Origin of the sequence: Lyngbya sp. CCY1209, from assembly GCF_035615495.1 — a bacterium.
GTDB lineage: Bacteria > Cyanobacteriota > Cyanobacteriia > Cyanobacteriales > Microcoleaceae > Limnospira.
Genome location: NZ_JAJENU010000566.1, coordinates 1 through 11,305, shown reverse-complemented (window position 1 = coordinate 11,305; position 11,305 = coordinate 1). Strand labels below are relative to the sequence as shown.

Below are 11,305 nucleotides of genomic sequence, written 5' to 3'. Positions count from 1 at the left end.
TCGGTTCCCCTGCGGGGGACTCATCCATTTGGGGGGGTGCGGTTTCGGTGTCGGCGATCGCGGCTTCCCAGGTTGCCTTGTAAGAAAGGTTGCCGAACGCTCTCACGTCGTCTTTGGACAGTCCGAGCGCGATCGCACGGGCTTTGAGTTCTGATAAAGTCATAGTTACTCCTGTAAAAGGGGTTTTCGCGCCCACTGGTGACGAGCTTGCCGGCAGACACCAGTGGGTTTTCGCTTATCTAAACAGTACACCACCGTCATGCACGGTTTGTCACGGTAATGTACCATATGGAATGTAGCCTACATCTTGACGAGGTAAAATGTCAATGTTTTATGCAAAGTACACAATGCCCACAAAGTTAAGTCGCACCAGTATTTATCTGGAACCAGAGGTAAAGGCGTTAATAGTCAAAATGGCCAAACAAGAGCAGCGCAGTGTGGCGAACATGGTTTCTGTATTGATCAGTGAGGCTTTGGAGTCCAGGGGTGTTCTGCCCGCCCAGGACGAGAACGCCAGTTAAACAAGCCCTCACAGACAAAGCATCCCTTTTCTACTGTCCCCATACCCCATCAACCCCCGATCGCACCAGACCGGGGGTCATTTTTTGTCAAAGGGGGACAGGCAGGACAGGCAGGGGACAGGCAGGATTTTTTCTGGGTGTCCCCCTTTAAACTCCCTCACCGTATACGTTCCAACACCAGGGGACACCCAGGACACCCTAAAATAAAAAAAAATGATTTTTTTATCCTGATCGGGGCGGGGCAACACCAAAATGGATAAACCGTCCCCGCAGCCCGCCCCAACGTCGCCACAGATAGGGGGGGATGGTTGCCAGTTGGCAAGTCTGAGAGGGGAGCGATCGCCCGTCCGGTTATCAATGTACATTGATAGGGCAGTATTGCCAGGTGGCAAGGCGATCGCATGACGGATCGGTGGGCGATACCCGATATCCTGCTGGGGGACGCTTGACCCGTATCAATGTACAATGATAGGTATATCAATGTACATTGATAGAGCTATGAGCAGTATGGCCAACTACAACCCCGACACCAGTGGACTAAAACAACCGAAATGGGACCACACCCCGACGCGGGCGATCCGGGTCCCCGCCGAGTTTGCCGATGAGCTACTGGCGATCGCCCGACGGATGGATCGGGGGGTGTGGAAGTGCCGGGGAGCGATCGGCGTGATGGTGGGGGTGATCGCGCCGATGGTGGGGGCAGTTTCGGTTTGATGTGCAAAATCGCCCTGCACATCAAATTCACATCAAATGCACCTCAAAAGTCAAATGGGCAAAGTCTGAAACAACGGAGAGGGTGGGATTCGAACCCACGGAACCTTTCGGCTCACTCGATTTCAAGTCGAGCGCGATCGACCACTCTGCCACCTCTCCAGTCCATCCTGACTCTCGAAGATCTGAGTCAGCCTACAGACAAAATATAATCTTACCACCGATCGCGCTTCAGGTCTACCGCCGCTCTCCGTGCGATCGCACCCCGACCCGTAAAATTTTCAAAATCACTTAACCCGATCGGAAAACAGGAGTATGATGGAGATCGAATATTTTTCAACCCGACAACGAGCGAGGAAATCAAGCTATGGCTCTGCGATTAGGCGATACCGTTCCCGACTTCACCCAGTCGTCCTCGGAAGGCGACATCAGCTTCCACCAGTGGGCCGGCGATAGCTGGGTGGTTCTCTTCTCCCATCCGGCGGACTACACCCCCGTCTGCACCACCGAACTCGGCACCGTCGCCAAACTCAAACCCGAATTTGACAAGCGCAACGTCAAAGTCATCGCCCTCAGCGTCGATGATGCCGAATCTCACAAAGGTTGGATCGGCGACATCAACGAAACCCAACAGACGACCATCAATTATCCCATCTTGGCGGACGGCGATCGCAAAGTTTCCGACCTGTACGACATGATCCACCCCAACGCCAGCGCCTCCGTCACCGTCCGCACGGTGTTCATCATCGACCCCGACAAAAAACTGCGCCTGACCCTCACTTACCCCCCCAGCACGGGCCGCAACTTCAGCGAAATCCTGCGGGTCATCGACTCCCTGCAACTGACCGACAACTACAAGGTCGCCACCCCCGCCGACTGGAAAGATGGCGACGACTGCGTAATCGTCCCCTCCCTGACAGATCCCGATGAGCTCAAGCAGAAGTTCCCCAAGGGTTACACCGAAGTCAAATCCTATTTGCGGATGACTCCTCAGCCGAACAAGTAAAATAGGGGTCAACGATCGCGGCCGGAAGAGATTCCACAGTTGAAAAAGGGCGTATGAGCAGAGTATTCAAGGGAAGGGCGATCCGTGCGATCGCACTCCGACCGATCCCCCACTCTCTCACGCCCTCCATCAAACTAAATGACCGGCAAATTATCACTCGTTGACAACGAATATTTAAAACATAAAAAATGGACATCAAACGTGGCTTTGTGGAAGCCGTTGGCAATACTCCACTGATCCGGTTAAACAGTTTCAGCGAAGAGACGGGCTGTGAAATTTTAGGAAAAGCAGAGTTTTTGAATCCCGGCGGTTCCGTCAAGGATCGGGCGGCACTTTATATTATCGAAGATGCCGAAAAAAAAGGCTTGCTCAAACCCGGCGGCACCGTCGTAGAAGGGACGGCGGGAAATACAGGCATCGGTCTGGCGCACATTTGTAATGCCAAAGGTTATAAATGTTTGATCGTGATTCCGGAAACCCAGTCGGTGGAAAAAATGGAGGCCCTCCGCACCTTGGGCGCCGAAGTCCGTCCGGTTCCCGCCGTGCCCTACAAAAACCCCAATAATTATGTCAAATTGTCGGGTCGGTTAGCCGAGGAAATGGAAAACGCCATTTGGGCGAATCAGTTCGACAATTTGGCAAACCGGCTGGCGCACTACGAAACCACGGGTCCGGAAATGTGGTCCCAGACGGATGGAACCATCGATGCCTGGGTGGCGGCGACGGGTACGGGGGGGACGTTTGCCGGCGTTTCCCTATTTTTAAAAGAGAAAAATCCCCAGATAAAAACGGTGGTTGCCGACCCGATGGGTAGCGGCCTTTACAGTTATGTGAAAACGGGGGAAATTAGCACCGAGGGTTCTTCGATTACGGAAGGGATCGGCAACAGCAGGATCACGGCAAATATGGAAGGCGTTCCCATCGATGATGCGATCCAAATTGGCGATCGCGAAGCCGTGCGGGTGGTCTATCAACTCCTGGAAAAAGATGGATTATTCATGGGGGGATCGGTGGGTATCAACGTCGGCGCCGCCGTGGCACTGGCGAAGGAAATGGGACCCGGACACACCATTGTAACGGTTCTCTGTGACGGGGGTTCCCGCTATCAATCCAAGCTGTACAATCGCGAGTGGCTGGCTGAACGAGGGTTGTGGCCGGCGACTTAAAATGTCCGGGCGATCTCCTCTAATTTCCCGCGATCAATACTTCCTAAAACTCTCCCTTATCAAGGGGGAGTTTTAATGAATCACACCCCATCAATTAATCGAAATATAGGATTGGCATCATTCCCAATTATCTAATTCTGCCAACCAATTTTGTAATAAACTCACGAGCTGCTCCCGGCGAGTCTCAAAATTAGCTGCAATCCACATAAGAATCAATCCGATAATAAAAGCAATCACCCATTTCAAAAATGAATAAATCGAGTTGAGAAGAATCAACTGATTGAAGGCATTGATCAGAAATGTCGCCGTTCCGATATAGAGAAAAGCGCGAGTTCGGAACGCCAACCCCAGGAAAATTGTCGCCAATGCGATCGCACCCGGTACAATTCCCATCCACTGGCTTTCTAATAAGGCGACCCAACAAATTAATCCCACACTCAGACAGCGGATAAAATGTCGAATTTGTCTCCGATTTGTTCCTTTTAAATGGGGTTCGACTTGGACGAGGTACAACAGGGATAACGCCGGAGGTGTGACAATCCAGAGAAAACGGGTATCGGCATGGACTGGCAAAAGACCTTTTAAAATCATCCAATTGACCAGCAGGATGCTGATATAAGTGAAGCGAATATTTTCACCCATTTCCGCCAAAACGAGATAGAAAATTGCACTCAAAAACGTTGCCGTATACCAGGAAAACAGTTGGGACGGAGTGACGATCGCACCGCTAAACCCAACACAGGCGATCGGCAAAACCACCGCCACCCGCCGCCAGGGAGTTGGCGGCCATCCCCAGAAATCCCAGGGTGAAATATAGAAAAAATAGGCAATTAAAGAAGCGATCGCGCCACTCCAGGGGATAAAAAACCCTCCCCAACTCAGAACATCGGCGACATAATAACTGATGGCGACGGCTTCCAACAACCCCGCATAAACCCAAAATTCCGCCTGCCGTCGGTGGGGATTATTGCGACCTTGAATAATTGCATATCGTGTGAGAAGAATTCCCGTCCCCAACCCCACCAAAGCATTGATATTTCCGGGGAGAAAACAGGCGATTCCCAAGGATACAGTACCGACGAACCAATGCAGATGCGCGATCGCTTTGATTTCCCCCGCTTCCAGGGTCAAATATCCCATCAAAACCGGCAACAATATCCGATACAAATACACGAAACTGGTCGCCAAAGTCGCGATCGCCACCAACTGAGTCCCAACAGGTTGGTAATCAACCCGATAAAATAGCAGTTCAAACGCCGCCGCCGACACTCCCGCCACACCCAAATAAACCAGAGGTTTCAACGATTCCTGTCGCCGTCCGATGCCGATAAAAATGAAAGCCAGACCGAACGTATTTAAACCCGTCCATATCGCAAATTCATCGACCCGCAGAATAGTTCCGAAAATGCCGTATAATATGGGAATGACCTGCCAAGGTTTGGGAATGTTGGCATCGGGATTCCGTTTCAACCACCAATCCCCCGCCAGTTGTGCAGAAAGTCCCAAAATTGTATTCGCGATCGCCAATGCAATTAAAGAATTGGAGAAAAATCCCAAGGTTTCCGCCACCAACAATTCAACTCCCCAGCAGCCGGCATAAACACCCCAGTTAAAATCCCGAGTTCCTGGAACGGTTTTCCACGTCCTAAAGACAATGGCAACGACAGTTAAAATTAAGACTCCCACCGCCACGATATCGGCTTCTATTGCTCCCCAATAAACGAAGAGGGAATGAACCGTCATCAGGAACAATTGCACCCCGCAAAGTGCGATCGCCCACCCATCTGCCGCCTGGGTGTAATTTCGCCCCAATTCCGATTCCCGATTTTGCAATACCCGACGCAATATCCACAAACTACTGAATGCGATCGCATTCACAACCAACCATCCCAAATCGGAAACTAACTTTAATTCCCACAATACCGAAGCGAAGAATGTCAAACCGAATCCAACAGTTAAAATAGCAGGTATTGGCGTTAGCAACAATCGAGAATTGACGAACATCAACCCGCAACCCACCGCCAAATTGAGCGATTGTACGAGGGCGAATCGCGTTCCATCTATTCCCAACGTCAAAAATTGAGCCATTCCCACGGCTAAAATTGCCAATTCTCCCGCCTTTCGTCGCTGATAGTCGCCAATCAACGCTACCCCTGTCAACGCCACGGGAGTCGCCACCCACATCAAATTCTCAACCCCTCGCATTTGGCTGAGTAACAGATAGCTGCATCCCGCCAAAACCAACCCCAAATAAAACCCACTTTCCGCCCAGGTGCGATCGCCTCTATCCTCGGGAGAAGATAGACTAGAATCGGTGAAAGATCCGACGGTAGAAAATGCGAACTCTCCCACCATCAGAACCAGCAAAACCATCGCCCATTGAATAAATGTCAGATTGGGAATCAGCCAATCAACGGCACTCAGAAGCGCCAGCAACCCGATCGCATGGGTGAGATAGACTCGAAAAACATTCGGAGATCTGCGTTTCGTGACGGCCGCGAGAGTGAGGGCTGAGGCGATCAAATTGAGCGATCGCATCGCCGGATTAAACACCCCAAAACTGGTCAGAAACAGACCGAATCCCAACGCCAGCAACTCCCCAAACTGCGCCAATTGTATTTTATTTTTCCGATACAGCCAATCCGTCACCCCAAGCATAAAAATAAGATAGGGAAACCAAGTCAAACTCAGCAGCGACCAGGGGTTATTTTGACTGTTGGTAATTTCCGTTCCCGTAATAATAGCCGTTTCCCGCACCCCGTCCGGAATCATCGGCCCCAGCAGCCAAACCATCTGCAAACCGATCGCAAAAATAGCCGCCAGATCTCGCCGTCTCCAGAACCGCAGCAGGTGGCGGGTAAAAATCGAAACCGCCAGTCCGCTGACAATAAAAGCCTGCCAGGGATGGAATTGAATCGAAATCAACCACCCAAAGAATAGAAATATATAGCCACTATGACGCATCCAAACCGGAGAAAACAGGTACAGCAGCCAGCCACAAATCCCCACCGCCAAACCCAAAGCGGTGATATCCACATCCGCGACAAAAATTCCCCGTCCCAACAGGAGAATTAAGCCATAAATTAATAAGGTGATATCCGTCCTCAAGGCGACATTCGGTTGTCGGCGAACGCGATACAAACAAATAATTGCCGTCAGAATCACCCCGATATAGATCGCCGCGATCGGAACTTGCCGCCAACTCCATCCCCAATTGAGATAACTCAGCAACAGATAATTTAGCAGGGGTAAATGTCCGACCGATTCGGATTTTTGGTATAAATTAACTGTTATTGCAGTGAGGAGCAAAGTTGCGATCGCCACCGTCAACAATTCCAGCGGATTTCGCCACAAACCGAACCCGTCCATCGCCCAAAAATTGAGCGGAACCAGCAACAACGTCACCTGACGCAACGTTTCCGCCGTCAGCGGCAACTGATTCTGTCTCCCCGTCCACCGGCTACCCCCCCAAAACGCCAGAGTATAAGCCAACAAAATGCCATACTGTCCGGCGACGGGGAACCTTTCCCACTGACTCGCGGCGAGAACCCCCGAAGACACCACCACCATAAACAGTCCCAAAAATAGCAGCCAGCGGACGCTCAATTCCGCCTTGAGAGACTGAAGTAATCGGGTGGCGACATGGGCAGATTTCGGCTGCGGCGGACGGTTTCGGAAAATTTGCCGCCGTCTGACAGGTTCCTCGTCTTTCTCCTCCGCAAAAACCGGGACGGGTTGCCGTGGCGGTAGCGGTTGACTCAAATATTGCTGACAGAGTTGTTTGACTTGTTCGTGGGAAATCAAACCCAACTCCAGCCAACCTTCCAAACCATCCAACAATGCCGGATTGTCAGCATCGATGCGAATGGAAAGCGCGATCCATCGTTCCTGGGGAGAAGACATACTTTGTCGGTAGCATCCCGGAGGTTAATGGAACCAGTCTGGCATCGAAAAGCAATTTCCGCAATATTTCGCGATCGCATCAACTTTTTTGGTAGCGTGCGATCGCGTTCCCTGCCAATTATTATCATGTTTTTCCTATAAAATTTCGAGTTTTAATCCAAATATTATTTATTCTTTAAAATTGTCAAATCTTAAATTTTTTAACCTGACTATAAACCCCCAAATCATCTTCAAATGATTTCGGCTATAAGAAAAGGAAATTGATTCCCAAGCGGTTTTTGATTGAGCCGAAATATTTCGCCGGTCAGACATCGGCTACCAATTCACAATCGGTCTGAATTTGTTCAATATCAATACAAAGATAATAGCCCCGATAGACCCAAAACCGCCAGCGATCGCCCCGAGAAACAAAATAGCTATGAAGTTGATGATAGTTCACGACATCAGCATAAACTGCAGTGGCGTCCGGCGGCGGATCGTTCGCAATGATAAACGTCTCGCCCCGTGGTAAAATATGGTCGTATCCTCCGGTAAATGGCGCAGCCCAGGAGGTCATGCAGATCACCGGCAAATCTATTTTTGGTCGATAGGTCTGACCTTGGCAAATCATCTCGAACTGCCGACGAATAGAATACTACCAATCTAGCACGATCCCCCCATCCGAAAGGATTTAAAGAATCACCAAAACTTCTCCGTGTCCTCTGTGCCTCTGTGGTTTTTTCCAACCCTAAACCGCCGGTTCCGTCGCCTGACTCACAATTTCCTGAAACTGAATCACATCCTGCCGCGGGTCAGAATGAGTCACCTTCACCTCAAAGCGATCGCCCAAAGCCACATCCCGATTAAACCGCATCGGCAACTCCAACCCCAACTCCTCCAACATCACCAACCCCAAATTGCTATCCTCCCGCAGCCACCGCAGCAGAATCGCCTCCCAAACCTCATCCGCCCGACGCCGCAAATACTCCAAACTCCAATAGCGATTCGTTTCCCGCTCCACCTTCGATGCCTCTTTGACCGCCGGACCCAAACTCATCACCATCTCCTGCATCTGGTCCACAGAAAACGGCGGTTCATCCCCCCGCAAATGAGCTTTAATCTGGAAGTGAGCCAACAAATCGCTGTAGCGACGAATCGGCGACGTCACCTGAGTATAGGTATCCAAAGCCAGACTCGCATGGCGGGCCGGCGTCAAACTCACCTCGCTCCGGGGCATATAGCGACGCAGCGCACAGGCTCTCACCGCCCCCGCCGGGAGTAGAATTAATTCCTCTTCCGGCGGCAATTCCGGTTGCGGTTGACTGCGATAGGGCAGCGCCAAATTGTTTTCCTTGCCGTAGCGAGCCGCCACTTCCCCCGTCAAAATCATCATTTCCGCCACCATCTGCCGGGACGGAGAATCGTCCAAAAGTTTGATGATGATTTCATCTCCCTCGACTTTGATCATCGATTCGGGGAGGTAAATACTGATCGCCCCCTGAGAATCCCGCCACTCCTTGCGACGTTTCGCCCATAAAGCCAGAGCCTCAATTTCGGGTTCCGCCTGGATACCCATATGAATCATCTCATCCGCATCGTCGTAGGTGAGGCGGTAGGTGGGTTTGATGGTGCTCGCGTGAATCGTGTAGTCTTCCACGCTCCCGTTTTCGTCGAGCACCACGCCGAAGCTCAGGGCACAACAAATTTGACCCTGCACGAGGCTCATCGGGCCCGTCGCCAGTTCGGAGGGGAACATGGGAATCATTCCCGTGGGCAGGTAGACGCTCGTGGTTCGCCGTCTCGCTTCCAAGTCGAGTTCGCCCCCCGGTTCGATCAGCCGGGTAGGGTCGGCGATGTGAATCCAAATTCTCTGTTTCCCGCCTTCGAGAAATTCCAGGCTCAAGCCGTCGTCAATTTCGCGGGTACTCTCGTCGTCGATGGTGTAGACTTTGAGGTGAGTCAGATCCAAACGATAATCGCGATCGCGATCGGGCAGCGGAGATTGGAGAGAATGTTGAGCCACATCTAGCACCTTCGTGGAAAACTGGCTTGGGATCTGACTGCGCCGCAAAGAAAGATTCTCATGCAGACTCCATATCCCCAAGTCTACCAGCAATTCAAAAGAGGCGGTCGGAGTTTGGGGGCGATCGAGGGTCGCCAGGGTTTCCAAAGCCGGCCCGGTGTGGGAGGCTTCCTCTCCGAAAAGGGCGAAACGCTCCAGGGCGTCCAGGCGGGTGCGATCGCTCCCCTGCCATTCCACCGGTTCCCCCGCCAACCGCTGCTGGACCCGCCGCCAGAATTCCTGGGTTTCCTGCTCCCGCTGCTGTTCGACTTCCTGCTGGTGTTTGATTTCCGCGACCTGGCCCGGGGAACGCGGCTCGTAGCGATCGCCCTTCTGTTTGAAATAAAGTTTGTCGTTGGAGAGTAGCAAGTGGCTGGCGTAGCACTGCGGCGGACTTTCCTCGGAAAAGAGCAGCAACGCCATGCCCTTCGGATCGACCGTCCCCCCTTCCTCGATCAGAATCTCCCAGGCCACCTCCAAACTCGACGGGTCCAGATAGGGCTGGAGTTCTTCGTAAAACGCGGGGATATCGGCCGCCCGATAGGCCGTTCCACTCACCTCGTAGGTAATTTGCCTCGGATGGACGGTATGGGAATTGCCCTGGTCGTCAACCAAGATCCAGTGCTTTTTTCCTTCAGGGCGATCGACCACGGCGAGACGCCGCTCCCCGTGTATCCTGAATTCAACTAAATTTCCCTTTTCCACCAATCCAATTAGCCTTCTTTGTTGACAAACGGCAGCATCGCTAAAATTCTAGCCCGTTTGATCGCTTTTGTCAGGTCGCGTTGCTGCTTGCAGGTCAAACCCGTAATCCGCCGGGGCAGAATTTTGCCCCGCTCGGTGACGAACTTCTTGAGCAGCTCCACATTTTTGTAATCGATAGGAGTTTTCGGGTCGATGGGCGAAACTTGGCGACGAAAATAGCTCATGGGTGTATAGTCTTCCTCTGGTTCAATTTGCGAATGGGAAATCTGGGGGAGTCCCCCGATTATTTGATTTCTTTGTGGACGGTATGCTTGTTGCAGTGGGGGCAGAATTTCTTCAGTTCCATTCTGCCGGTGGTATTCCGACGATTTTTCATCGTCGTATAGCGAGACACACCGTTGGACCGTTTGTCCGTATTGGTGCGACATTCCGTACATTCGAGCGTGATCACGATGCGGACACCTTTAGCCATAATCGTAAAATGAATTCTTAATAAAGCACAATCATCTATTATTTCAGATAACGCTGTGCTTTGTCAAGCCAATGGCGGATTCTCAGATCCAGGGAGTAGCCGCGCCCGACTCCGATGACGAGGGTTTCCCCGATGCGATCGTGAAACGTTTGCGGATGTCGGCTCGTATCAAACAAAACCGCCGCCCCATCCGCCATCAGCGGGACGATCAGCAGCGCCACCCCCGCATTCCCCGAACCGATATTTCCCAACCCACTCAGAGCCAAAAAAACGAACAATCCCAGAATGCCTTCCCGCTTCGACAATTCCAGCAGTTGGGGTGTCCGATTGAATCGAGTGTCGATCACCCGCATATTGAATGCCCAGCGCCCCAGGCTCTGCCCGTAGTTCTTGGAAACCAGAAACACCCGCAGCGCAATCCAAATCATCAAAAATAAAATTAGCCCGACTAAGCCCTTACCGCCGAGTAAACCCGCAATCAATCCAACCAACAGGGCATCAATACCCAACGCCGCTGCCCGCGACCCGGTTGGAACCCTCGGAAAAGCTGGCGGAACCAGCTCAGATCTTTCGGAACTCATAATCGATGCCAGATCTTGACAATAAAGTACATTTCTATCCTGACACCTGACAGACTTAAAACTAACAAAGCCCATCTCTGATTATAGAGAAAGGCTAAGTTGAGTATTAAGACTCAGAATCCTAAAGACTGCATAGAGAAAGTGGTGGTTAAGAGGTCAAGCCCTCGGTCTGTTAGTGCGCCTCGGCTTCATCCATTGC

The 11,305-nt window shown here is 51.6% G+C and carries 10 protein-coding genes and 1 tRNA gene; 4 read left to right on the top strand and 7 right to left on the bottom strand.

Annotated features, from left to right (window positions below; all coding sequences use genetic code 11):
• Window positions 1-320 precede the first annotated feature (320 nt).
• Both LKE08_RS29335 and LKE08_RS19775 read left to right on the top strand, forming a co-directional pair.
• Window positions 321-521 (top strand): hypothetical protein, encoded by a 201-nt coding sequence (locus tag LKE08_RS29335; protein ID WP_375341448.1) that lies wholly within the window; start codon window positions 321-323, stop codon window positions 519-521.
• A 498-nt stretch (window positions 522-1,019) separates the two neighbouring features.
• A complete protein-coding gene (locus LKE08_RS19775; protein ID WP_324705973.1) occupies window positions 1,020-1,235 on the top strand; it encodes a hypothetical protein in 216 nt (71 codons plus the stop codon).
• Between the two features lie 74 nt (window positions 1,236-1,309).
• On the opposite strand, the gene LKE08_RS19770 is transcribed toward LKE08_RS19775, so the two are convergent.
• A tRNA-Ser gene (locus LKE08_RS19770) sits at window positions 1,310-1,394 on the bottom strand.
• A 205-nt stretch (window positions 1,395-1,599) separates the two neighbouring features.
• Between LKE08_RS19770 and LKE08_RS19765 the strand changes: the two genes are divergently transcribed.
• Together LKE08_RS19765 and LKE08_RS19760 are read left to right on the top strand one after the other, a co-directional pair.
• Window positions 1,600-2,238 (top strand): peroxiredoxin, encoded by a 639-nt coding sequence (locus tag LKE08_RS19765; RefSeq protein ID WP_324705972.1) that lies wholly within the window; start codon window positions 1,600-1,602, stop codon window positions 2,236-2,238.
• 188 nt (window positions 2,239-2,426) lie between these two features.
• Window positions 2,427-3,404, top strand: a complete 978-nt coding sequence (locus tag LKE08_RS19760; RefSeq protein ID WP_324705971.1) for a cysteine synthase A — start codon at window positions 2,427-2,429, stop codon at window positions 3,402-3,404.
• A 117-nt stretch (window positions 3,405-3,521) separates the two neighbouring features.
• On the opposite strand, the gene LKE08_RS19755 is transcribed toward LKE08_RS19760, so the two are convergent.
• The 6 genes from LKE08_RS19755 to LKE08_RS19730 all read right to left on the bottom strand — a co-directional run bounded on the left by LKE08_RS19755 (window position 3,522) and on the right by LKE08_RS19730 (window position 11,106).
• Complete coding sequence (locus LKE08_RS19755) at window positions 3,522-7,307, bottom strand: hypothetical protein (RefSeq protein WP_324705970.1); 3,786 nt, start codon at window positions 7,305-7,307, stop codon at window positions 3,522-3,524.
• Between the two features lie 304 nt (window positions 7,308-7,611).
• Window positions 7,612-7,917, bottom strand: coding sequence for a hypothetical protein (locus LKE08_RS19750; protein WP_324705969.1), 306 nt, complete (start codon window positions 7,915-7,917; stop codon window positions 7,612-7,614).
• Window positions 7,918-8,034: 117 nt separating this feature from the next.
• Window positions 8,035-10,053 (bottom strand): ribonuclease R family protein, encoded by a 2,019-nt coding sequence (locus LKE08_RS19745; protein WP_324705968.1) that lies wholly within the window; start codon window positions 10,051-10,053, stop codon window positions 8,035-8,037.
• An 8-nt stretch (window positions 10,054-10,061) separates the two neighbouring features.
• Window positions 10,062-10,277, bottom strand: a complete 216-nt coding sequence (gene rpsR / locus LKE08_RS19740; protein ID WP_324705967.1) for a 30S ribosomal protein S18 — start codon at window positions 10,275-10,277, stop codon at window positions 10,062-10,064.
• A gap of 59 nt (window positions 10,278-10,336) precedes the next feature.
• Window positions 10,337-10,525 (bottom strand): 50S ribosomal protein L33, encoded by a 189-nt coding sequence (gene rpmG, locus LKE08_RS19735; RefSeq protein ID WP_324705966.1) that lies wholly within the window; start codon window positions 10,523-10,525, stop codon window positions 10,337-10,339.
• 38 nt (window positions 10,526-10,563) lie between these two features.
• Window positions 10,564-11,106, bottom strand: a complete 543-nt coding sequence (locus LKE08_RS19730; protein ID WP_324705965.1) for an RDD family protein — start codon at window positions 11,104-11,106, stop codon at window positions 10,564-10,566.
• Window positions 11,107-11,305: the final 199 nt, after the last annotated feature.

Excerpts from the sequence above, each read along its gene's own strand:
- LKE08_RS19765 (WP_324705972.1), top strand. The coding sequence starts at position 1,600 with ATGGCTCTGCGATTAGGCGATACCGTTCCCGACTTCACCCAGTCGTCC.
- rpmG (WP_324705966.1), bottom strand. The coding sequence starts at position 10,525 with ATGGCTAAAGGTGTCCGCATCGTGATCACGCTCGAATGTACGGAATGT.
- LKE08_RS19775 (WP_324705973.1), top strand. The coding sequence starts at position 1,020 with ATGAGCAGTATGGCCAACTACAACCCCGACACCAGTGGACTAAAACAA.
- LKE08_RS19730 (WP_324705965.1), bottom strand. The coding sequence starts at position 11,106 with ATGAGTTCCGAAAGATCTGAGCTGGTTCCGCCAGCTTTTCCGAGGGTT.
- LKE08_RS19760 (WP_324705971.1), top strand. The coding sequence starts at position 2,427 with ATGGACATCAAACGTGGCTTTGTGGAAGCCGTTGGCAATACTCCACTG.
- LKE08_RS19750 (WP_324705969.1), bottom strand. The coding sequence starts at position 7,917 with ATGATTTGCCAAGGTCAGACCTATCGACCAAAAATAGATTTGCCGGTG.
- LKE08_RS29335 (WP_375341448.1), top strand. The coding sequence starts at position 321 with ATGTCAATGTTTTATGCAAAGTACACAATGCCCACAAAGTTAAGTCGC.
- rpsR (WP_324705967.1), bottom strand. The coding sequence starts at position 10,277 with ATGAGCTATTTTCGTCGCCAAGTTTCGCCCATCGACCCGAAAACTCCT.
- LKE08_RS19755 (WP_324705970.1), bottom strand. The coding sequence starts at position 7,307 with ATGTCTTCTCCCCAGGAACGATGGATCGCGCTTTCCATTCGCATCGAT.